At 69.1% G+C, this 21,152-nt stretch carries 20 protein-coding genes; 15 read left to right on the plus strand and 5 right to left on the minus strand.

Going from position 1 to position 21,152, the window contains the following annotated elements:
- Positions 1 to 3 precede the first annotated feature (3 nt).
- Together pdxY and JOE64_RS07460 are read right to left on the minus strand one after the other, a co-directional pair.
- Positions 4 to 855 carry a pyridoxal kinase PdxY gene (pdxY, locus tag JOE64_RS07455; RefSeq protein ID WP_204963664.1) on the minus strand — a complete coding sequence of 284 codons (852 nt, stop codon included), beginning with the start codon at positions 853 to 855 and terminating at the stop codon, positions 4 to 6.
- A gap of 7 nt (positions 856 to 862) precedes the next feature.
- Positions 863 to 2,242: an aminotransferase class I/II-fold pyridoxal phosphate-dependent enzyme gene (locus JOE64_RS07460; RefSeq protein WP_271202544.1), complete on the minus strand. Its 1,380-nt coding sequence runs from the start codon at positions 2,240 to 2,242 to the stop codon at positions 863 to 865.
- Between the two features lie 102 nt (positions 2,243 to 2,344).
- Between JOE64_RS07460 and pdxS the strand changes: the two genes are divergently transcribed.
- The 11 genes from pdxS (at position 2,345) to JOE64_RS07515 (ending at position 13,693) form a co-directional block, all read left to right on the plus strand.
- Complete coding sequence (pdxS, locus tag JOE64_RS07465; RefSeq protein WP_204963666.1) at positions 2,345 to 3,235, plus strand: pyridoxal 5'-phosphate synthase lyase subunit PdxS; 891 nt, start codon at positions 2,345 to 2,347, stop codon at positions 3,233 to 3,235.
- Between the two features lie 58 nt (positions 3,236 to 3,293).
- Positions 3,294 to 3,902: a pyridoxal 5'-phosphate synthase glutaminase subunit PdxT gene (gene pdxT / locus JOE64_RS07470; protein WP_204963667.1), complete on the plus strand. Its 609-nt coding sequence runs from the start codon at positions 3,294 to 3,296 to the stop codon at positions 3,900 to 3,902.
- On the plus strand, positions 3,899 to 4,441 hold the full coding sequence (locus JOE64_RS07475; protein ID WP_204963668.1) for a DUF1697 domain-containing protein: 543 nt from the start codon (positions 3,899 to 3,901) through the stop codon (positions 4,439 to 4,441). Before pdxT ends, JOE64_RS07475 begins: the two co-directional genes overlap by 4 nt.
- A 10-nt stretch (positions 4,442 to 4,451) precedes the next feature.
- The gene (locus JOE64_RS07480; protein WP_204963669.1) at positions 4,452 to 5,210 is read left to right on the plus strand and encodes a YebC/PmpR family DNA-binding transcriptional regulator; all 759 of its coding nucleotides are present in this window, start codon (positions 4,452 to 4,454) and stop codon (positions 5,208 to 5,210) included.
- A gap of 73 nt (positions 5,211 to 5,283) precedes the next feature.
- The gene (gene ruvC, locus JOE64_RS07485; protein WP_204963670.1) at positions 5,284 to 5,850 is read left to right on the plus strand and encodes a crossover junction endodeoxyribonuclease RuvC; all 567 of its coding nucleotides are present in this window, start codon (positions 5,284 to 5,286) and stop codon (positions 5,848 to 5,850) included.
- A gap of 511 nt (positions 5,851 to 6,361) precedes the next feature.
- Positions 6,362 to 6,985, plus strand: coding sequence for a Holliday junction branch migration protein RuvA (gene ruvA, locus JOE64_RS07490; protein ID WP_204963671.1), 624 nt, complete (start codon positions 6,362 to 6,364; stop codon positions 6,983 to 6,985).
- Entirely contained in the window at positions 6,978 to 8,015 is a 1,038-nt protein-coding gene (ruvB, locus tag JOE64_RS07495; RefSeq protein ID WP_204963672.1) for a Holliday junction branch migration DNA helicase RuvB, read from the plus strand. Before ruvA ends, ruvB begins: the two co-directional genes overlap by 8 nt.
- A 75-nt stretch (positions 8,016 to 8,090) precedes the next feature.
- Positions 8,091 to 8,522: a preprotein translocase subunit YajC gene (locus JOE64_RS07500; protein WP_204963673.1), complete on the plus strand. Its 432-nt coding sequence runs from the start codon at positions 8,091 to 8,093 to the stop codon at positions 8,520 to 8,522.
- A 42-nt stretch (positions 8,523 to 8,564) separates the two neighbouring features.
- Positions 8,565 to 10,310 (plus strand): protein translocase subunit SecD, encoded by a 1,746-nt coding sequence (secD, locus tag JOE64_RS07505; RefSeq protein WP_204963674.1) that lies wholly within the window; start codon positions 8,565 to 8,567, stop codon positions 10,308 to 10,310.
- Positions 10,310 to 11,311, plus strand: a complete 1,002-nt coding sequence (gene secF / locus JOE64_RS07510; protein WP_204963675.1) for a protein translocase subunit SecF — start codon at positions 10,310 to 10,312, stop codon at positions 11,309 to 11,311. Before secD ends, secF begins: the two co-directional genes overlap by 1 nt.
- Positions 11,312 to 11,416: 105 nt before the next feature.
- Entirely contained in the window at positions 11,417 to 13,693 is a 2,277-nt protein-coding gene (locus JOE64_RS07515; protein WP_204963676.1) for a RelA/SpoT family protein, read from the plus strand.
- Here the strand turns inward: JOE64_RS07515 and JOE64_RS07520 are convergent.
- The 3 genes from JOE64_RS07520 to JOE64_RS07530 form a co-directional block, all read right to left on the minus strand.
- Positions 13,672 to 14,286 carry an SAM-dependent methyltransferase gene (locus tag JOE64_RS07520; protein ID WP_204963677.1) on the minus strand — a complete coding sequence of 205 codons (615 nt, stop codon included), beginning with the start codon at positions 14,284 to 14,286 and terminating at the stop codon, positions 13,672 to 13,674. The two genes, JOE64_RS07515 and JOE64_RS07520, sit on opposite strands and share 22 nt — an antisense overlap.
- A 150-nt stretch (positions 14,287 to 14,436) precedes the next feature.
- Entirely contained in the window at positions 14,437 to 15,720 is a 1,284-nt protein-coding gene (locus JOE64_RS07525) for a DUF349 domain-containing protein (protein ID WP_239532035.1), read from the minus strand.
- A 349-nt stretch (positions 15,721 to 16,069) separates the two neighbouring features.
- A complete protein-coding gene (locus JOE64_RS07530) occupies positions 16,070 to 16,384 on the minus strand; it encodes a dioxygenase (protein ID WP_204963678.1) in 315 nt (104 codons plus the stop codon).
- A gap of 100 nt (positions 16,385 to 16,484) precedes the next feature.
- Between JOE64_RS07530 and JOE64_RS07535 the strand changes: the two genes are divergently transcribed.
- The 4 genes from JOE64_RS07535 (at position 16,485) to rpsD (ending at position 20,993) form a co-directional block, all read left to right on the plus strand.
- Positions 16,485 to 17,807, plus strand: coding sequence for a replication-associated recombination protein A (locus tag JOE64_RS07535; RefSeq protein WP_204963679.1), 1,323 nt, complete (start codon positions 16,485 to 16,487; stop codon positions 17,805 to 17,807).
- A 37-nt stretch (positions 17,808 to 17,844) separates the two neighbouring features.
- A complete protein-coding gene (locus JOE64_RS07540) occupies positions 17,845 to 19,377 on the plus strand; it encodes a tetratricopeptide repeat protein (RefSeq protein WP_204963680.1) in 1,533 nt (510 codons plus the stop codon).
- 72 nt (positions 19,378 to 19,449) lie between these two features.
- Entirely contained in the window at positions 19,450 to 20,184 is a 735-nt protein-coding gene (locus JOE64_RS07545; RefSeq protein ID WP_204963681.1) for a DUF1361 domain-containing protein, read from the plus strand.
- A 179-nt stretch (positions 20,185 to 20,363) separates the two neighbouring features.
- On the plus strand, positions 20,364 to 20,993 hold the full coding sequence (rpsD, locus tag JOE64_RS07550; RefSeq protein ID WP_204963682.1) for a 30S ribosomal protein S4: 630 nt from the start codon (positions 20,364 to 20,366) through the stop codon (positions 20,991 to 20,993).
- The last annotated feature ends 159 nt before the right edge of the window (positions 20,994 to 21,152 follow it).

The following is a 21,152-nucleotide window of genomic DNA, read 5'->3' on the forward strand; positions in this document are numbered from 1 at the left end:
GCCTCAGCGCACGCGCGTCACGGGGAACTGCATCCGGGGATGCGCGTAGAACTCCTGAGCCTCGACGAGCTGGAGCTCGCGCTGTCCGGACGCATGGGTGAGTGAGAGCAGGTCGTAGACGCTCGAGACGGTCTTCGCCAGGGCATCCGCCGCGTCGCCGGACGTGCGGAAGTGAGCGGTGAACAGTGCGGCCGTCACATCGCCCGAGCCGTTCGCCTTCATCGGGATGTGCGGGGTCTGCACGATCCAGGCGCCGTCGTCGGTGACGACGAGCATCTCGATCGTGCCCTCGGGGCGGTCGGGACGCTCCACCGACGTGACGAGCACGGTCGATGGGCCCAGGGCGCGTGCGGCGTCCGCCGACGCGAGAGTGGAGGCGAGGTCGGTCGGCTCAGTGCCGGTGAGAAAACCCAGCTCGAACTGGTTCGGGGTGATGAGATCGGCCGCCGGCACGACGCGCTCGCGCAGCAGGACCGGGATCGCGGGGGCGACGAAGCATCCGCTCTTCGCGTTGCCCATGACCGGATCGCACGCGTAGATGGCGGAGGGGTTCGCCGCCTTCACACGGGCCACGGCGTCGAGGATCACGTCGCCGATGCCCTCCCCGCCCTGATAGCCGGACAGCACGACGTCGATCTCGCCGAACACGCCACGCTCTTCGATGCCGGTGATCACCTCGCGGACGTCGTCGGGGGAGATCAGCGGTCCGCGCCACGCTCCGTACCCGGTGTGGTTCGAGAAGTTCACGGTGTAGACCGGCAGCACCTCCACGCCGATGCGCTGCAATGGGAACACGGCGGCCGAGTTGCCGACGTGTCCGTAGGCGACGGCGGACTGGATGGAGAGGATCTTCATCGGACGATCATCCTGCTTTCGTAGGGGAGGGGACGGATGCCGCGTCGACCGCGGCGGCGAGGTCGGTGGCCAGGCGCTCGAGTTCGGCGTCGGCCAGATCGTGCACGGTGAGGCGCAGCCGGCGCGCAGCGCTGGTGTCGGCGAGCACGAACTCGTCGCCGGGACGTGCGAGCCAGCCCCGCCGCATCAGATGCTCCGTGACGGCCCGGGCCGGCACCGGCAGCGGGACCCAGAGGCTCAGCCCGTCGCCGGCGGAGGTCGGGACGCCGTGGCGGGTGAAGGCCGCTGCCGCGGCGGCGTTGCGCTCTGCGTAATGGGTCGCGGCGGCACGGATCGTCTGCGCCGCACCGGGATCGGTGAGCAGAGCGAGGGTGAGCCGCTGCAACAGGTGGCTGACCCAGGTCGCGCCCGGGTTCAGGCGACGGGCCAGCCGCTCTGCCGTGTCGGGGTCGGATGCCACGACGGCCAGACACATGTCGGGGCCGAGGAACTTCGACACCGATCGCAGCAGCGCCCACCGGCGGTGCCCGGGGCCGATGACGGAGTGGAAGGGCGCGCCCGACAGCAGCGAGAAATGGTCGTCCTCGATGACGAGGACGTACGGATGGTGCTCGAGGACCGCCCGCAGCTCGGCGGCGCGCGTCGCGGTGAGGCTCGCGCCGGTCGGATTCTGGGCGCGGGGCGTGAGGAGGACCGCGCGGGCACCGGCATCCAGCGCCGTCTGCAGGCCCTCCACAGTCATGCCCTCCGCGTCGACGGGGACCGGAATCGGCCGATAGCCCCCGAGGCGTACGGTGTTCAGGCTCGCGAGGAAGCAGGGGTCCTCCAGAGCGACGGCATCGTCACGCGTGAGAGTCTGGGCGAGGAGGCGCTCGATCGCGTCGGACGCGCCACCGGTGATCGTGAGACGGAGAGGGCGGTCGTCGCCGGCGGCCTCGCGCATCCAGGTCGTCGCCCAGCGTTCGAGTTCGGGATCGATGACGGGCTCGCCGTAGAGCACGGGGCGCCCGACGACGCTCCGGAGCGCCGGGGTGAGGTCGGGGATCCGCGCGGCATCCGGGTTGCCGGTGCCGATGTCGCGCAGCACGGTGCCGTGCGCGAAGCCCTCCTGAGCCACCGGAAGACGGGCGGCGACGCGCGTGCCGGCGCGACCGCGTGCTTCGACGATCCCCGCCTGGGTGAGGACGCGGTAGGCCGCGACCACCGTGTTGCGATTGACGCCGAGGTCCTCCGCGAGGGTGCGCACGGGGGGAAGTGCCGCGCCGGCGGCGAGCGTGCCGCGCTCGACGTGTGTCCGGATGCTGTCGGCGATGTCGATCGCCGAGGCGCCGACGATTCGAGCGATCGCCGTCGCGCCGTCGTCGTTCTGCGCCTGTTCTGCGGCCACCGGCATCCCCTCTCGCCGCGTGCCAGTCTACGTGACAGGACATGCTAGCTTTTGGCCTAGGTCAAGATCTCGACCGGTCGTCGCCTCCGAGGAGTTCACTCGATGTCCCTTTCCACCACCGGATCCACCCGCGTCAAGCGGGGTCTTGCCGACATGCTCAAGGGCGGCGTCATCATGGACGTCGTCACCCCCGACCAAGCGCGGATCGCCGAGGATGCCGGGGCCGTCGCTGTCATGGCGCTCGAGCGCGTGCCCGCCGACATCCGTGCGCAGGGGGGTGTGTCGCGCATGAGTGATCCCGACATGATCGACGGCATCATCGCGGCCGTGTCGATCCCGGTCATGGCGAAGGCTCGGATCGGTCATTTCGTCGAGGCACAGGTATTGCAGGAGCTCGGTGTCGACTACATCGACGAGTCCGAGGTGCTCTCTCCCGCCGACTACGTGAACCACATCGACAAGTGGGCGTTCGATGTGCCCTTCGTGTGCGGCGCGACGAACCTCGGTGAGGCGCTGCGGCGCATCACGGAGGGCGCCGCCATGATCCGCTCCAAAGGCGAGGCGGGAACCGGAGACGTCTCGGAGGCGATGAAGCACATCCGCAAGATCCGCGGCGAGGTGGCCGCCCTCGCCGCCCTCCCCAAAGACGAGCTCTACGTTGCGGCGAAGGAACTGCAGGCGCCCTACGACCTCGTCGTCGAGGTCGCCGAGAAGGGCGCGCTTCCGGTCGTCATGTTCGTCGCCGGCGGCGTCGCGACGCCCGCCGATGCGGCGATGATGATGCAGCTCGGGGCCGACGGCGTGTTCGTCGGGTCGGGCATCTTCAAGAGCGGCGACCCGGCGGCGCGGGCGGCCGCGATCGTGAAGGCCACGACGTTCTTCGACGACCCGACCGTGATCGCCGCGGTCTCGCGCGGCCTCGGCGAGGCGATGGTCGGCATCAACGTGACCGATCTTCCCGCCCCGCACCGTCTCGCGGAGCGCGGCTGGTGAGCACCCGCCTCGCGGCGCGTCTGCCCTCCGTCTCGGCGCGGTGTCGACGGGTGCGGTCGTGACCCGCGTCGGGGTGCTGGCGCTGCAGGGCGACGTCCGGGAGCACAGCCGGATGCTCGTTCGGCTCGGAGCCGACGTCGTCCTGGTGCGCCGGCCGGAGGAGCTGGAGGCGGTGTCCGGGGTCATCCTCCCCGGGGGAGAGTCCGGCGTGATCGACAAGCTCGCGCGCGAGTTCGGGCTGCGCCTGCCGATCTGCGCGGCGATCGCGCGCGGCCTGCCCGTGTACGGCACGTGCGCGGGGCTGATCCTGCTCGCCGACCGCATCGCCAATCCGAGCCCCGGCCAGCAGAGCTTCGGCGGCCTCGACATCACGGTCGAGCGCAACGCCTTCGGCCGCCAGGCGGAGTCGTTCGAGACCGATCTGCAGGTGCAGGGCATGGAGCGGGCGGTGCACGCCGCCTTCATCCGGGCACCGGTCGTGGTCGAGCGGGGGCCGGACGTACGTGCGATCGCGACGCTCCCCGACGGTCGCGTCGTCGCCGTGCGTCAGGAGAACCTCCTCGGCACCGCCTTCCACCCGGAAGCCACGGGCGAGACGGGATTTCACGAGCTGTTCCTCGAGATGATCGCCGCGCGAACGGACGGTGTCGATAGCGTTCGGGTATGACGACCTGGGTCGCGCTTCTGCGCGGAGTCAACGTGAACGGCATCACCATTCGCAGCGCCGACCTGAGCGCCCTTTTCCGGGAGCTCGGGTTCACCGACGTGACGACGGTGCTGGCGAGCGGGAACGTGCGGTTCCGCGCCGACGCCCGCGCGGCGGACAGACCCGCTCTCAAGGCCACGATCGAGCGTGCGCTGCGGGAGCGCTTCGACTACGACGCGTGGATCGTGCTCGTCTCGCTCGATGAGCTGCATGCGGCGCTCGGAGCCTACCCGTTCGACGCCGAGGACGACGGACGACAGCCGTACGTCGTGTTCTGCAGCGACGCGACGGTGCGTGACGCGCTCTCGGACGTCGCTGCGCGGCTCGACCCGGCCGAGGATCCGGTGCAGGTCGGGCACGGCGTCGTCTTCTGGAGCCCCGAGAAAGGGCGCACGCTCGACACCCCGTTCGGCAAGGTTCTGGGCAAGGCCGCCTACAAGAAGAGCACGACGACACGGAACCTGCGCACCCTCGCGAAGATCGTCGACGCGGCCCCGTAAACTGGAGCGCATGTCCGGACACTCCAAATGGGCCACGACCAAGCACAAGAAGGCGGTCATCGACTCTCGCCGTGCCAAGTCGTGGGCCAAGCTCATCAAGAACATCGAAGTCGCGGCCAAGCTCGGCGGCGCTGACCTGCAGGGCAACCCGACGCTGTTCGACGCCGTCCTGAAGGCCAAGAAGACCTCGGTCCCCAAAGACAACATCGATCGTGCGATCAAGCGCGGTGCCGGGATCGGCGGCGAGTCGGTCGAGTATTCCTCGATCATGTACGAGGGCTACGGTCCCAACGGTGTCGCGCTGATGATCGAGTGCCTGACCGACAACAAGAACCGGGCTGCCGCAGAGGTGCGTACGGCTCTGAGCCGCAACGGCGGCACGCTCGCCGACCCGGGGTCGGTTGCCTACAACTTCACCCGCAAGGGCGTCATCGTCGTCGCCGAAGAAGGCACGACCGAGGACGACGTCATGATGGCGGCGCTCGAGGCCGGTGCGGAGGAGATCGAGCCGCACGCGCAGGGCTTCGAGGTCGTCACCGAGGCATCCGACCTGGTCGCCGTGCGCAGCGCGCTGACCGACGCCGGTATCGAGTACGAATCCGCCGACGTCGAGTTCGTGCCGAACCTCAAGGTCGAGATCGACGCCGACACCGCTCGCAAGATCTTCCGCCTCATCGATGCGCTCGAAGACAGCGACGACGTGCAGAACGTCTTCAGCAACTTCGACCTGTCCGCCGAGGTTCAGGCCGAGCTCGAGAACGACGAGTGATCGCAGGGGCGTCGTCCGGCGCCCACCCGCGTTTCAGGAGCGGATGCCGCACCCCGCCGCGTAGCGTAGGGGAGTGGCATCCGCTCTTCGCGTCCTCGGCATCGACCCGGGACTCACCCGCTGCGGCGTCGGCGTCGTGGACGTGCGGGCCGACCGGTCGGCGTCGCTCGTGCACGTGGGCGTGGTGCGCTCCGACGCGGGGATGCCAGTCGGTGAGCGCCTCGCCGTCATCGCTGCGGGGCTGAGGGCTGTTCTTGACGAGCATCGCCCCCAGGTCGTGGCGGTCGAGCGCGTCTTCGCACAGCAGAACCGTTCGACGGTCATGGGCACGGCGCAGGCGAGCGGGGTCGCGCTGCTCCTGGCTGCCGAGCGGGGACTGCCGGCGCACACGCACACCCCGTCCGAGGTCAAGGCCGCCATCACCGGATACGGGGCGGCCGACAAGCGTCAGGTGCAGACGATGGTCGCGCGCGTGCTCCGACTGGACGCTCTGCCGCACCCGGCGGATGCCGCGGACGCGCTGGCAATCGCGCTGTGCCACGCCTGGCGGCGGGGTGACCCGTCGGTGTCGACGGGCTCCGGCGCGCTGACCCCCGCGCAGCGCGCCTGGGCGGACGCGGAGCGCGCAGCCCGGCGCTGAGCGTCGCCGCTCACGTGTCGCTGATCCCCTTCCCGTGGGCGCGACGCTTCGTCGGGGCGGGCTCCGTGCACCTCGCATGGTGTGCCACTCCGGGGCATCCTCCACAAGGTTCGGGGTCGCTTCTGGTCACCTCGTGTGGGTTGTGGCGACCGGAGGAGACCCCACACCCGTGATAGAGCGACTACTGGCGACCCCGAACCCGCGGGGGATGGGTGCGGGCGACCAGGGGCGCCGCAGAACTCGTGAGGGAGTGAAGGTGGGGCGTGAGGGGGCCCATCGCGGCGTGACCCTGCGAGTTCGGGGTCGCTTCTGGTCGCCTCGTGTGGCTTGTGGCGGCCGGAGGAGACCCCGAACCCGCGAGGGGACGACTACTGGCGACCCCGAACCTGTGGGGGATGGGCACGGGGGGACCGCAGGCGACCCGAAATCTTCCGAGCATGGAGGATGAGCGAGCCCACCCGCCGCGCGTGTCGCTCGAACAAAGATCCGAAGCCGCTCGTAGGCTGTGTGGATGATCTCCTCACTGCGCGGTCGTGTGCTGCACGTGGATGCCGAGTCGGTGATCCTCGAGGTGGGCGGCGTCGGGTTCGCCGTCGCGGTGACCGCGCAGGTCGCTCGCTCGCTCCACCTCGGCGACGAGACGATGCTGCACACGAACCTCATCGTGCGCGAGGACGCCCTCTCGCTCTACGGCTTCGCCGAGCGCGACGAGCTCGAAACCTTCGCCCTGCTGCTCAGCGTGTCGGGCGTGGGGCCAAAGTCGGCCCTCGGGGTGATGTCATCGCTGACCGTGGCGCAGATCGCCGACGCGGTGTCCGCCGAAGACGACGCACCCTTCCGTCGCGTCTCCGGTATCGGGCCGAAGACGGCGAAGCTCATCGTCGTACAACTGGCCGGCAAGCTCACCGCGCCTGCGGCGCACCGGGCGAGCACGCCGGGTGCGGCATCGGCGCCGATCGCAGCCCAAGTCGTCGCGGCGCTGATCGCTCTGGGCTGGAATGAGCGGGTGAGCGCAGAGACCGTGCGCGACGTGTCAGAGGATGCCACGGCCGCCGACCTCTCCTCGGTGCCGGCGCTCCTGAAGCTCGCCCTGGCGCACCTCGGTCCGAGCCGGACGGAGCAAGCGCGTGGCTGACGATTCCGCACGCGATCCGCGCGAAGCGCAGGACGAGACCGAGCTGGCGGTCGAAGGCGCGCTGCGTCCGGTCTCGCTGGCCGAGTTCGTCGGTCAGCAGAAGGTCCGCGGGCAGCTCCAGCTCCTGCTCGATGCGGCGCGCATCCAGCAGCGCCCCGCCGATCACATCCTGCTGTCCGGCCCGCCCGGGCTCGGCAAGACGACCCTGGCGATGATCGTCGCCCACGAAAGCGGTCGGCCGCTGCGCCTGTCGTCGGGCCCCGCCATCCAGCACGCCGGCGACCTCGCCGCCCTTCTGTCGAGCCTCGTTCCGGGGGAGGTGCTGTTCATCGACGAGATCCACCGCATGGCGCGCTCCGCCGAAGAGATGCTCTACCTCGCGATGGAGGACTTCCGGATCGACATCATGGTCGGCAAGGGGGCCGGTGCCACGAGCATCCCGCTGGACCTGGCCCCCTTCACCCTCGTGGGGGCGACGACGCGGTCGGGTCTGCTGCCCAATCCGCTGCGGGACCGCTTCGGCTTCACCGCGCATCTGGAGTACTACGAGCCGGACGAGCTCGAACGCGTCATCGCCCGGTCGGCGACCGTCCTCGGGGTCGATGTGCCGCCCGTCGCCCGCGACGAGATCGCTCGCCGCTCGCGGGGTACACCCCGTATCGCCAACCGCCTGCTGCGGCGCGTCCGCGACTACGTGATCGTGCACGGGGCATCGGACGCGGCGGCGACGGAGGGCGACGTTTCTGCCGCTCTGGAGCTCTACGATGTCGACGCGATCGGCCTCGACCGCCTCGACCGAGCGGTGCTGGATGCCGTCGTCCGCCGTTTCCGCGGCGGTCCGGTCGGTCTCAGCACGCTCGCGGTGACGGTGGGTGAGGAGGCTGAGACGATCGAGTCCGTCGTCGAGCCCTACCTCGTGCGGATCGGCTTCCTCGGGCGGACGCCGCGCGGCCGTGTGGCGACTCCCGAGGCGTACGCGCACCTGCGCGTGAGGCCGCCGTCCGAGGCGCTGAGACTCGATGTCCTATAATCACTGAAGGCTTCTGCCGTCTTCCCCACGCCCGACCGCGCCCCGACGCCGGGTGTGCACCCGAAAGGTCACCTCATGGACATCCTCCTGCTCGTCGCGATGGCGGGTCTGCTCGTCTTCATGTTCTGGAGCTCGCGTCGCCGGGCCGCCAAGATGAAGTCGGAGCAGGAGGCGAAGGCGCGGGCGATGGTTCCCGGCGTCAAGGTGCTTCTTCAGGGCGGGCTGTACGGCGTGCTGGTGGAGTACGACGGTGAGGACCTCTCCAAGTCCGCGCGCGTCGCACTGGCGCCGGGTGTCGAGGTCGAGGTGCACAGCCAGGCCATTCTCCGCGTCGTCGACGAAGAAGAGGGTACGGTCACCGAGGACGAGTTCATCGAAGCCGAGGCCGACCAGGCGGAGTACGTCGCCGATGTCGCCGACGGCGAGATCACCTCGGTGAGCGAGGACCAGGCACGCGATCGCGCCGCCGCCTCCGACGCCAAGCCTGAAGACAAGCCCCTGGCCTGAGCCTGCCCGCTTCGTGCGGCACATCGAGAAAGCTGACCACCTGTGGCCTCTCCTACCCCTGCGCGCCGAGCCTGGCGTGCACTGACCGGGCTGCTCGCCGTCGTCGCGCTGCTCTTCGGCATCAACGCCCTCGGCGTCTACGTGTTCAAGAACGGCAGCGGCGAGCCGGCGAGTTCCTGGCTCCCGGCGCTCGCCCTCGACCTCGAAGGCGGCACGCAGATCATCCTCGAGGCGAAGACGCCCGACGGATCTGCCCCCTCCAGCGAGCAGATGACGCAGGCGGCATCCATCATCCGCCAGCGCGTCGATGCGTCGGGCGTGGGTGAGACCGACATCACGACGCAGGCCGGCAACCAGATCGTGGTGCAGATTCCCGGTCAGGCCGACAACGAGACTCGCGATCGGATCACCGCGTCGGCTCAGATGCAGCTGCGAGCGGTGCTCTACACGACCGCCGCCAGCACGTCGTTCGTCGGCGAAGACGGCAACCAGACGCCGTACCCGACTCCTGACCCGGGTCTTCCCTCGACGCCGACGGCGGCGCCGACCGACGGCAGCGACATGAACTGGGTGACCCCGGCTCTGCAGGCCAAGTTCCTCGCCTACGACTGCTCCAGCGAGGCCAATGACCCCGCGAACGAGCCGAAGGACCAGCCGCTCATCGCGTGCAGCCCGACCGGCACCGAGAAGTACCTCCTCGGCCCCGTCGAACTCGACGGCTCGTCGATCTCTGATGCGACGGCCGGCATGAACACGCAGAACGGCCAGTGGGTCGTCAACGTCGTCTTCAACGCCGACGGCACGCAGAAGTTCGGCGCGGTCAGCCAGCGCCTCTACGCCTTCACGCAGGCCGGCAAGACCCCCCAGAACCAGTTCGCCTTCGTCCTCGACGGCAAGGTCATCTCCGCGCCCTCGATGAACGGCGTCATCCTCGACGGCAAGCCGCAGATCAGCGGCTCGTTCACGCAGGAGTCGTCCAAAACTCTGGCGGACCAGCTCAAGTACGGCGCGCTGCCGCTGAGCTTCGAGGTGCAGTCCTCGAACTCGATCTCGGCGACGCTGGGATCGCAGCAGCTGCAGATCGGCCTCATCGCCGGCCTCATCGGCCTCGCCCTCGTCGCGCTGTACTCGCTCATCGTTTATCGCGCCCTGGGCTCGGTGATCATCGCCTCGCTGATGGTGATGGGCGTGCTCACGTATCTCGCCCTGTGCATCCTCGCCTGGCGGATGGGCTTCCGTCTGTCGCTCGCCGGTGTCGCCGGTCTGATCGTGACGATCGGTTTCACGGCCGACTCGTTCATCGTCTACTTCGAGCGCATCCGAGACGAGTTGCGCGACGGCAAGTCGATCACCGCCGCCGTCGAAGACGGCTGGGGTCGCGCGAAGCGCACGATCTACATCTCCAAGTCGATCAACATCCTGGCTGCCGTCGTGCTCTACATCCTTGCGGATGCCACGGTGAAAGGCTTCGCGTTCACCCTCGGACTCACGACGCTTATCGACATCCTGATCTTCATCCTCTTCACCCATCCGGTGCTGCAGCTCCTTGCACGCACTCGCTTCTTCGGCGGCGGGCATCCGCTGTCGGGTCTCGACCCCGAGGCGCTCGGTGCGGTCTACCGAGGCCGCGCGCAGTTCCGCTCGCCCGTCACCGAGGGTGCCAAGGGCTCCGCGGCACGGCGCGCCGGTCGGTCGCGCGGGGAGGCGGAACGTCGTCAGACGATCGCCGAGCGCAAGCAGGCCGAACTGACCGCCCATAGTCGCTCGCGATCGGAGGGAGACGACTGATGCGCTCCATGAACGAGTTCGGCAACGACCTCTACACCGGCAAGACGTCCTTCCCCTTCGTCGGGCGCCGGCGTCTGTGGTTCATCATCGCGGCGATCCTCGTGATCGGTGCGGCGCTGGTACCGCTCATCCGACCCATCCAGTTCTCGATCGAGTTCACGGGCGGGTCTCAGTTCACTGTCAGCGGCGTGTCCACGCCCGATCAGGCGAAGGCCACCGCGGCCGTGCAGTCGGTCGTCGCCGGTGCGAACACGAAGGTGACGACGATCGGCACCTCCGGCGATGAGCAGTCGATCCGCATCCAGACCGACCAGATGACGGATGCCGAGACGCGCGCCGTCACGTCGGCGCTCGCCTCGGAGTTCGGCGTCGCCGAGGCGGAGGTCAGCTCGTCCTTCATCGGTCCCAGCTGGGGCCAGGACGTCACCCGCCAGTCGCTGTGGGGTCTCGCGATCTTCCTCGCGCTGACGTTCCTCATCCTCGCGATCTACTTCCGCACGTGGAAGATGTCGGTCGCAGCGATCATCGGACTCGTCGACGTGCTCGTGATCACCGTCGGCGTATACGGCCTGTTCGGTTTCGAGATCTCGCCTGCCGCGGTGATCGGATTCCTCACGATCCTCTCGTACTCGCTGTACGACACGACCGTCGTCTTCGACAAGATCCGCGAGAACACGCGTGATGACGCGGAGCAGACAGGGCGCACGTTCGGCGAGTCGGTGAACCTCGCCGTGAACCAGACCTTGATCCGCTCGATCAACACGACGGTCGTCGCGGCGATCCCGACCGGCGCGATCCTGTTCATCGGTGCTCTCTGGCTCGGCGCGCAGACCCTGACCGACATCTCGCTGTCGATCTTCGTCGGCACGATCGTCGCGGCGTACTCCACTCTGTTCGTGGCCGCGCCGCTCTACTCCCTCTTCCGTGAAAACGAGCCGGAGATCAAGGCTCGCGATCAGCGCGTTCTCGCCGCGCGCGAGCGCGCCGCCGTCGAGGTCTGACGCAATCCCCGCCCACGCTCCGCCTCGCATCGAGAGGGGGGCGTGGGCGGGATCGACTGTCCGCGGGCGTAGGATTGTCAGACTGATCGACGGAGAGGGGAGCCGATGACCGAGACGGCATCCGCGTCCGCTGCGGGCGCTGCGTCCGTCCCGCCTCAGAGCTCCCTGCGTCGCCTCGTGCCGCGCATCTTCTCGCGCGCTCCTTCGCGCGAGGGCGTCGAACAGCTCGTGCGTGTCGTCCGCACGCATCACCCGAAGGGCGACATCGCGGTCATCGATCGCGCCTACCAGGTCGCCAACAGAGCGCACGCGGGTCAGACCCGACAGAGCGGTGAGCCGTACATCACCCACCCGCTCGCCGTGGCCCAGATCCTCGCCGATCTGGGGCTCGGGCCGCGCGCGATCGCGGCCGCCCTGCTGCACGACACCGTGGAAGACACGGACTACAGCCTCGAACAGCTGACAGCGGAGTTCGGCGACGAGGTCGCCATGCTCGTGGACGGTGTCACGAAGCTCGACAAAGTCAAGTACGGCGACGCCGCTCAGGCCGAGACGGTCCGCAAGATGATCGTGGCGATGTCGAAGGATATCCGCGTCCTCCTGATCAAGCTCGCCGACCGGTTGCACAACGCGCGGACCTGGGGTTTCGTGCCGCCGGAGAAGGCGGCAAAGAAGGCGACCGAGACGCTCGAGATCTACGCGCCGCTGGCCCATCGCCTCGGCATCCAGGCGGTCAAGAGCGAGCTCGAGGATCTTTCGTTCGCGGTGCTGCACCCGAAGCTCTATGTAGAGATCGACAGCCTCGTGAAGCAGCGCACCCCGCAGCGCGAAGAGTACGTGCACACCGTCATCGACGCCGTCGAGTCGGATCTGCGCGAACTGCGCATCCGCGGGCGCGTCATGGGGCGCCCCAAGCAGCTCTACTCGGTGTACCAGAAGATGGTGGTGCGCGGGCGTGAGTTCGACGACATCTACGACCTCATCGGCATCCGCGTGCTCGTCGGCACCGTGCGGGACTGCTACGCCGTGCTGGGCTCGATCCACGCCCGATGGACGCCGATTCCCGGTCGGTTCAAGGACTACATCGCGACGCCCAAGTTCAACCTGTACCAGTCGCTGCACACGACGGTGATCGGTCCCGGCGGTCGTACGGTCGAGATCCAGATCCGCACCAACGAGATGCACCAGCAGGCGGAATACGGCGTCGCCGCGCATTGGAAGTACAAGGAGCAGATGGCGGGCAAGAGCCCGGATGCCAAGTCGGTCGATGCCGATATGGCCTGGCTCGCCCACATCTCCGACTGGCAGGCGGAAACCGCCGATCCGGGCGAGTTCCTCGACTCGCTGCGCTTCGAGATCGGCGCGAAAGAGGTCTACGTCTTCACGCCCAAGGGCCGCGTCATCGGCCTCCCCGCGGGCGGCACACCGGTCGATTTCGCCTACGCCGTGCACACCGAGGTCGGTCACCGCACGATGGGCGCGAAGGTCAACGGACGTCTGGTCCCGCTGGAGACGCCGCTGAACTCGGGCGATGTCGTCGAGGTGTTCACCTCGAAGAACCCCGACGCCGGTCCCAGTCAGGACTGGCTGAGCTTCGTGAAGTCCACGCGGGCGCGCAGCAAGATCCGTGGGTGGTTCACGAAGGAGCGTCGCGACGAGGCGATCGAGCAGGGCAAGGATTCGATCGCTCGTGCGATGCGACGGCAGAACCTGCCGCTGCAGCGCCTGATGAACCAGGATTCGTTCACCGAGGTCGCGCATCAGCTGCGTTACGAGGACGTCACCGCGCTCTACGCGGCCGTGGGTGAGGGACACGTCTCGACGCAGTCGGTGCTCGAGAAGGTGACTGCGCTCGTCAGCTCCGAAGAGGACACCTCCACGGGGCCCATCGAGATCCCGCACATCGGGCGATCGCGGGCGTCGCGCGGCGGTGACTCCGGAGTTCTGGTGCGCGGGGCCCCCGACATCCTCGTGAAGATCGCCAAGTGCTGCACACCCGTTCCCGGGGATGAGATCGTGGGCTTCGTCACTCGCGGCAGCGGCGTGTCGGTGCACCGCGCGGACTGCACCAACGTGCGTGCGCTCCAGGGCGACGCCGAGCGGATGATCGAAGTGTCGTGGGCGCCGACGACGAAGAGTGTCTTCCTCGTGCAGATCCAGGTCGAGGCGCTCGATCGTTCCGGTCTGCTCAGCGACATCACGCGTGTGCTCAGCGAGCATCACGTGAACATCCTCTCGGCCTCGGTGCAGACGACGAACGATCGGCTCGCGCTCAGCCGCTACGTGTTCGAGATGGGAGACATCGTCCATCTCGACCGTGTGCTGAATGCCGTTCGACGCATCGACGCGGTCTATGACGTCTACCGCGTGACGTCCTCCTGACGATTCCGGCCGCTCGGTCGGATGGCCGGAGCGGCGTCGGGAAACGTGAGCGCCGTGAGTCGCTCGCGCAGCAGAGTCGTCGCGGGGCGCGTGTAATGCACGGAGCGCTCTTCGCCCAGGATCGTCAGGGCGGCCTCACCGAGCGCGGGGTCGCCGCGGAGAAGCCCGTCGATGTACGCGCCGACGTCGTCGCCCGCGCAGTGGGCGCGGACAAGGTCGGCGAGCGTTCGCGCGGGTGTCGTCACCCACACCCCGCCGATCCGCATCGCCCCCTCGGGTTCGAGGAGGCGTTCACGGTAGTGCAGTCGCGCGTCGAGGATATGGCGCAGTCGCACTGCGGAGCGCCGTTGAACGCTGTGTCGTCGCGGGGCATCCATCACGGCGCCATGCACCCATGCCGCGCTCTCCCGCGTCAGGGCCAGAGCGTCGGTGACGAGCGAATGCAGTGAGGCGGCGCGCATTTCGCGGGTCTCGGCGGCATCGGCCGGCATGTAGGCGTCGCCGACCTCGACGAGGTCTCCATCGAGCCTCGCGCCGCACAGTTCTGCCACGGAGAGCCGGTCACCCGCGAGGTAGAGATAGGGCCAGGACATGATACGAAGTGTGCCAGCTGCGGTCGAGTTCCCGAACGGCTCTGCGCGTTCCTGTGGAAGAATCCGCCGAGACGACGAATGGGGAGGTGGCGGATGACATCGTCATCGCCACCTCCCCAGTCGGACGAGCGGCAGCCCGCCGAGGAGATCTCAGCCGCCGAGAGCCTTGAGCCAGCCCTTGCGCGCCTCGAGCGCCTCCGTGGCCTTGGCGATGGCGGACGCATTCTTGGACGCCTTCGCCTTCTCGAGGTCGCTCTCGAGCCCGGCGATGGCATCGTGGAGCTGCTGCGTCATCGCGTTCTGACGCGCCTTGGTCTCCGGGTTGTTGCTCTTCCAGTCGGCGTCTTCGCGGCTCTTCACGCCCTGCTCGATGCGGCGGAGCTCATCGTCCAGACCTCGCTCGGCCTCACGGGGATGGATCCGACCGATCTCGTCCCACTGGCGCTGGATGCCCGTGAGCAGCGCGCGTGCCTTCGCGGTGTCCTTCTCCTTCGGCACGGCGGCGGCCTCGACGAGCAGAGCGCGCTTCGCCTCGATCTTGTCCTTCGAGGCTTCGGCGTCGGCCTGCTCGCGGTCGGAGCGTGCCGCATACAGGGCGTCGCCGGCGGCCTTGAAGCGCGCCCAGAGCGCGTCATCCGCCTTCTTGCCCGCGCGGCCGGACGTCTTCCACTCATCGAGAAGGGTGCGATACGCGCCGATACCCTCTTCGCCCTTGCTCGCGAGAGCTTCTGCGCGCTCGACGAGGCGCGCCTTGGCGTCGCGGGCCGACTTGTGCTGCTCGTCCAGGCCCGCGTAGAACTCGCGGCGATGCTTGTCGAGCGTCGCGCGGGCATCGCGGAATCTCTTCCACAGCTGCTGGCCGGTGTTCTTGGGCAGACGGGGCCCCGTCGCCTGGTGCGCCTGCCAGCGCTCGAAGAGGGCCGTCACGTCGGCTCCGGTCTGCTTCCACTGGATCGACTTGGGGTCGCGTGCCGCGAGCTGCTCGATCTGCTCCACCAGCGCGGTGCGCTCGGCGATGGCCGCGTCGACGGCGGCGCGCTGTGCCTGGGCCTCTTCGGCGGAGGCCTCCGTCAGGGTGGCGTCGAGAGCTGCCAGCCGGGCCTCGAGGGCGGCGAGGTCTCCGACCGCGGCAGCGCCGACGACACGCTCGCGCACCGCGCGAGATGTCGCGCGCAGGTCGGACGCGGACGCGCCCCCGGCACGATGACGCGTCTCGAGCAGAGTGACCTCGCTCACCAGGTCGGCGTACTTCCGCTCGAAGTAGGCGAGGGCCTCGGCGGGAGTTCCGTCGGGGTACTGACCGACGACCCGCCAGACATCGCCCTCGCGCACCGATACGGTGCCGTCGTCCTCGACGCGGCCGAAGGACTCGGTCGGCGCGGCTGCCGCGGGGGCCACTGCCGCGCGGCGCGCAGGCGGCCGCGGCACGGGCATCCGCCCGGGCATCGGCGCGGGGGCCGCGACCGGCTCGGCAGAGGCGAGCGCTTCCGCGGAGTCGGCGGAGGCGTCGTCGGCGGGCGCGTCGGCGATGTCGACGGCGGGCGCCGAAGGCGTCTCTGCGTCGGCCGGAGCGGCGTCGATGGGAGCCGAGGAGGCCTCGGCGTTCGCATCCTCGGTGGCGGCGATCTCCACCTCAGTGGTGTCGTCGTTCGAGGGGATGGTGTCGTCAGTCACGGTGTGTACCTCGTCGCGGCGCACGCCGCATGGGGGTTTCGGTCGTCCTCAGCCTATCGTTCGCCGCTTCGGGCTGCCGCTGTCGTCGCGGCCGCACGTCACCGGCGTCTCAGGGCGTCGGCGCGACGGTCGGGTTCTCGGTCGAGTCGGGAAGGTCGAGAGGCGCATCCTGCGGCGCCGGTGTGACGTCGGGGGCCGTGGAGGAGGGGGACGGTGTCGGCACGGGAGCGCCGGGACCCGCGGTGTAGTAGGCGACCTGTCCACCGACGACGGCGAGGAGCAGGATCCCACCGGCCACGCCGGCGATCACGTTGTCGCGGCGCCGACGCGTCTGCAGGCTCGCATGGAATTCCTGCCGCGCCCGATACACGCGTGCGCGCTCACGCTCGATGCGCGATCGATTCTTGTCTGCACCCGTCGCCACGGGGACCTCCCTCTCCGGGCGAGCCCGGGCCGCAAGAATCCTAGCGCGAGAGGGCCTCGGCGCCCGTCCGCGTGTCGGCGGTCGCGACTAGCCTGGATGGATGTCGTCCTCCTCCGCGCTCTTCCAGGGTCAGACCCCTCTGGCAGTGCGGATGCGACCCGTGTCGCTCGACGAGGTGGCCGGTCAGTCGCACCTGCTGCGACCGGGCTCGCCTTTGGTCGCCCTCGCCGACCCCGCCGGGAACACCAAGAACGCCGTGTCGGTCATTCTGTGGGGGCCGCCGGGGACGGGCAAGACGACGCTCGCTCAGGCGATCGCGCGTACCTCGGGACGACGCTTCGTCGAGTTGTCCGCAGTGACGGCGGGTGTGCGCGATGTCCGTGAGGTGATGCAGGATGCCATGACGCAGCGCGACCTGTACGGCACGTCCACGATCCTGTTCCTGGACGAGATCCACCGCTTCACCAAGGCGCAGCAGGATGCGCTCCTCCCGGGCGTGGAGAACGGCTGGGTGATCCTCATCGCGGCCACGACCGAGAACCCGTCGTTCTCGGTGATCTCACCGCTGCTGTCCCGCTCGCTCCTGCTGACGTTGCAGCCGCTGATCGACGACGACCTGGGCCTGCTCATCGACCGGGCGGTGACCGACCCGCGCGGGCTCGACGGCACGATCGCGCTGTCGCCCGACGCGCGTACCGCCCTGATCCAGCTGGCCTCGGGCGACGCGCGCCGTGCGTTGACCTCGCTCGAGGCGGCGGCCGCGGTGGCCGCGGGCGGCGAGATGGAGGATGCCACCATCACCGCGGAGCAGGTGGCGCAGGCGGTCGACCGCGCGCTGCTGCGCTACGACAAGCAGGGCGACGAGCACTACGACGTGATCAGCGCCTTCATCAAGTCGATCCGGGGCTCCGATGCCGACGCGGCCGTGCACTATCTGGCGCGGATGATCGAGGCGGGCGAGGATCCACGATTCATCGCGCGACGGCTCGTGATCTCCGCGTCGGAGGACATCGGTCTCGCCGACCCGCAGGCTCTCGTCATCGCGGTGGCCGCCGCCGATGCCGTCGCCTTCATCGGTATGCCGGAGGGGCGCATCCCGCTCTCAGAGGCGACGATCTACCTCGCGACGACGGCGAAGTCGAACGCGGCCTATACGGCGATCGACCGGGCGATCGCCGACGTGCGGGCGGGCGGATTCGGCCGTGTGCCCACGCATCTGCGCGACGCGCATTACCCGGGAGCGAAGCGGCTGGGGCACGGGAAGGGCTATGTCTACCCCCACGACCTCGACGTCGGCGTCGCGACCCAGCAGTACCTTCCCGACGAGTTGCGCGGCCGGCACTACTACCAGCCGACGGGACGCGGGCTCGAACGCGACATCGGCGCAAGAGTCGAGAAGATCCGCAAGATCCTGGGGGAGTGACGACGACCGACGCCACTGCCGATGCAAGGATCGGGGGATGACCGATTCGTCCGCCGTCCCGTGGGAACGTCTGTCCAGTGTGCGCACGTACGAGGGGTACGTCACGCTTCGTCGCGACAGGTATCGGCTGCCCGACGGCACGGTCTCGGACTGGGACGTCCTGGAGCAGCGCGACACCGTCGCCGTGGTCGCGGTGACCGCGGACGGTCGGGCCCTCCTGTTCACGCAGTTCCGGGTGGGGCCGCGCGAGCTCGTCGGTGAGCTCCCCGGAGGACTCATCGACGACGGCGAGAGCGCGCAGGCCGCCGGCGCGCGCGAGCTGCGCGAAGAGACGGGCTACGCGCCGGGAGCGCTGTTCCATGCCGGTGCGGAATGGTCAGGCGCCAACTCCACGCGTCGGAAGAACGTCGTGATCGCCGCGGACTGCCGTCGCGTGGGCGACCCGCAGTGGGAGAACGGGGAGACCGGCGAGGTCGGGCTCATCGCGCTCGACGAGCTCGTCGGTCATCTGCTGTCCGGTCGGTTGAGTGACGCGGGTGAGGCGCTCCGAGGCATCCTCGTCTTCGTCGGCGCACAGGTCGACGATCCCGCCCTCGCGGCACTCCAGGAACGGCTCCGCGGTGCCCTCGGAGTGAGCCCGTCGGCCTCGGTCGCCGAGGCGTCGGCCATCATCGGCGAGTCGGCGCAGCCCGAGCCGCTTGCAGATTTCTGGCGCCGTTTCGATGGACACAACCCCGACGCCGCGCGCGCCGAGCTCGAGTCGCTGCTCGCCGCGGGCGACTTCGATCCCGCTCGCGTCGCCTTTGAACGGGCGTCGCTGCACGACTCCCTCGGTGACGAGGCCGATGCGGTGCCGCTGTACCGGGAAGCACTCGCTGCGGGTCTCGCCGACCCGTACCGGACCGAGGCCGTCGTGCAGCTGGCCAGTTCGCTGCGGAACCTCGGCGATGCGTCGGGGGCGATCGCGCTGCTGCGTGGCATCCCGTCGACCGATCCGCTCTGGGGCGCGGCTCAGGCCTTTCTGGCGCTGGCGCTGCATTCCGACGACAAGCCGGTGCCGGCCCTGCGCACGTCGCTGCACGCGCTGGCGCTGCACCTGCCGCGCTACCGACGGTCGGTCTCCGCGTACGCAGACGAGCTCGCCCCGGTGCGCCGGATTCGTGCGATCGCCGTCGGGCTCGTGGTGCGCGACGGTCACGTGCTGTTGGAGGAATACGCCGCGACGCCGCGGCACGACGTCTTCCTGCGGGCGCCGGGCGGCGGCATCGAGTTGGGCGAGGCGGCGACGGTGGCCGTGCGCCGCGAGTTCGCCGAGGAACTCGATGCGGACGTCGTGGAGGCACGGCTCCTCGCGGTGACGGAGAACATCTTCGAGCGTTCTGGGGCGGTCGGGCACGAGATCGTCCACGTCTTCACCGTCTCCGCTCCGTCTCTCACCGTGCTTCCACTCGCGGAGAGGATCGCTGTGCGCGACAGTGACACGACGGTGGGCTGGTACGACATCGACGCTCTGCGCGCGGGATCCGTGCCGGTGTACCCCGCCGGTGTCCTGGGCCTGCTCCCGTACTGAGGACCCCGCGCGGGGCGGCTCCGCGCGCCCCTGCGCCGATCGACGACCACGGTGTGTGCGAGGGTAGTCCGCATGTCCGTCCTCCTGCTCGGCATACTCGCGGTGGTGCTGCTCAACGTCTACGCGATCGTGCTCATCCTGCTGCGCTCACGCGTTTACGGCGTCGGTCTGTACCGCCCGATGCTCCTGAACATCGCGCTGTCGTTCCTGCCGGTGCTGCTCGCGATCGTCCTCGGCGTCGGACTCCTTCTGCTCGCCCCCGTCTTCGGACGCCTCGCGCAACTGGTCGCGAGCGGCGGGGTGATCCTCGTCTGGAGCTACCTGGTTGTTGCGACGCTCGTCTGGCTCGTGTTCTTTCCGAACTCGGTGTACCTCATCACCGAGCTGAACTTCAGTCATCGCGGCGAGGACACCCCCGTGCCGCTCTGGTACGACATCGTGCAGACCCTCGCGCTCACCCTGTCGGGCATCGCCAACGCGGTGCTGAGCCTCGCAGTCGTGCAGACCATGTTCATCGTCCTCGTCGACCTGCCCGGCGCCGCGATCCCCTCGAGCAGCTGGGTCGCCGCCGGAGCGATCATCGTGCTCGGCGCCATCGGGGTCTATCTCGGCCGATACCTGCGGCTCAACAGTTGGGATGTGCGGCACCCGGCATCGCTGCTGTGGAAGCTCACGACGCACCTGCGACAGCCGGGCAAGGCGCTCGAAGCGTTCGGCTTCGTGCTGACCCACGCGCTGCTGATCGCGCTGCTCTATGTCCCGCTGTTCGTCCTGGGGTGGTCAGCCGTTCGGGCGGGCGCGCTCTGAGCACAGGCCGCTGCGGCGCGCTCTGGTAGACTGAATCGGCTCGAAACCGGTTTTCGGGCATCCCCTCTCTTCTTCACCGACCTTCCGGCATGCCCCGGCGTGCAGTCCGGACAGGGCGAGGAGAGGCGATACGTCCGCGAGTCGCGACAGTCGCGACCGCGTAACGAAAGGAACACTTCGTGGCTACGAAGTCCCAGGACCGCCGCAAGGTGCGTCTGTCGCGCGCCCTCGGCGTCGCGCTGACCCCCAAGGCGGCCAAGTACCTCGAGAAGCGCCCCTACGCTCCCGGCGAGCACGGTCGCACCAAGCGCAAGCAGGACAGCGACTTCGCCGTCCGTCTGCGTGAGAAGCAGCGTCTTCGCGAGCAGTACGGCATCCGCGAGAAGCAGATGCGCAACACCTTCAACGAGGCCCGCCGCAAGGACGGCCTGACGGGTGAGAACCTCGTCGAGCTGCTCGAGATGCGCCTCGACGCGCTCGTCGTGCGCGCCGGCTTCGCCCGCACCACGGCGCAGGCACGTCAGCTCGTCGTGCACCGTCACATCCTCGTCGACGGCCAGCTCGTGGACCGTCCCTCCTTCCGCGTGAAGCCGGGTCAGCTCATCCACGTCAAGGCCAAGAGCGAGGCGCTCGAGCCCTTCCAGGTGGCCGCCGCCGGTGGCCACGCCGAGGTTCTGCCCCCCGTTCCGGGCTACCTCGAGGTCGAGCTCGACAAGCTGCAGGCGAAGCTCGTGCGTCGTCCCAAGCGTGCCGAGGTGCCCGTCACGTGTGACGTGCAGCTCGTCGTCGAGTACTACGCCGCGCGCTGATCACTTCTGCGCACGGTCACGAAGGGCGTCGGGTCATCCCGGCGCCCTTCGTCGTTGGGGCGAGGCATCCGTTCGCTTCGTTCGGCGGCGCCGATGTGCGCCCTCGCGGGCGCGAGACCCGCCGAACGCCGCCTCCGAGCCGGAGTCGACCGTGCGATG

Source organism: Microbacterium dextranolyticum (assembly GCF_016907295.1).
Lineage (GTDB): Bacteria > Actinomycetota > Actinomycetes > Actinomycetales > Microbacteriaceae > Microbacterium > Microbacterium dextranolyticum.

What these genes read in the sequence shown, in the direction of transcription:
- pdxY (WP_204963664.1), bottom strand. Translation starts at nt 855, where the DNA reads ATGAAGATCCTCTCCATCCAGTCCGCCGTCGCCTACGGACACGTCGGC.
- pdxS (WP_204963666.1), top strand. Translation starts at nt 2,345, where the DNA reads ATGTCCCTTTCCACCACCGGATCCACCCGCGTCAAGCGGGGTCTTGCC.
- JOE64_RS07475 (WP_204963668.1), top strand. Translation starts at nt 3,899, where the DNA reads ATGACGACCTGGGTCGCGCTTCTGCGCGGAGTCAACGTGAACGGCATC.
- JOE64_RS07480 (WP_204963669.1), top strand. Translation starts at nt 4,452, where the DNA reads ATGTCCGGACACTCCAAATGGGCCACGACCAAGCACAAGAAGGCGGTC.
- ruvA (WP_204963671.1), top strand. Translation starts at nt 6,362, where the DNA reads ATGATCTCCTCACTGCGCGGTCGTGTGCTGCACGTGGATGCCGAGTCG.
- JOE64_RS07500 (WP_204963673.1), top strand. Translation starts at nt 8,091, where the DNA reads ATGGACATCCTCCTGCTCGTCGCGATGGCGGGTCTGCTCGTCTTCATG.
- secF (WP_204963675.1), top strand. Translation starts at nt 10,310, where the DNA reads ATGCGCTCCATGAACGAGTTCGGCAACGACCTCTACACCGGCAAGACG.
- JOE64_RS07515 (WP_204963676.1), top strand. Translation starts at nt 11,417, where the DNA reads ATGACCGAGACGGCATCCGCGTCCGCTGCGGGCGCTGCGTCCGTCCCG.
- JOE64_RS07520 (WP_204963677.1), bottom strand. Translation starts at nt 14,286, where the DNA reads ATGTCCTGGCCCTATCTCTACCTCGCGGGTGACCGGCTCTCCGTGGCA.
- JOE64_RS07525 (WP_239532035.1), bottom strand. Translation starts at nt 15,720, where the DNA reads ATGCCCGTGCCGCGGCCGCCTGCGCGCCGCGCGGCAGTGGCCCCCGCG.
- JOE64_RS07535 (WP_204963679.1), top strand. Translation starts at nt 16,485, where the DNA reads ATGTCGTCCTCCTCCGCGCTCTTCCAGGGTCAGACCCCTCTGGCAGTG.
- JOE64_RS07540 (WP_204963680.1), top strand. Translation starts at nt 17,845, where the DNA reads ATGACCGATTCGTCCGCCGTCCCGTGGGAACGTCTGTCCAGTGTGCGC.
- JOE64_RS07545 (WP_204963681.1), top strand. Translation starts at nt 19,450, where the DNA reads ATGTCCGTCCTCCTGCTCGGCATACTCGCGGTGGTGCTGCTCAACGTC.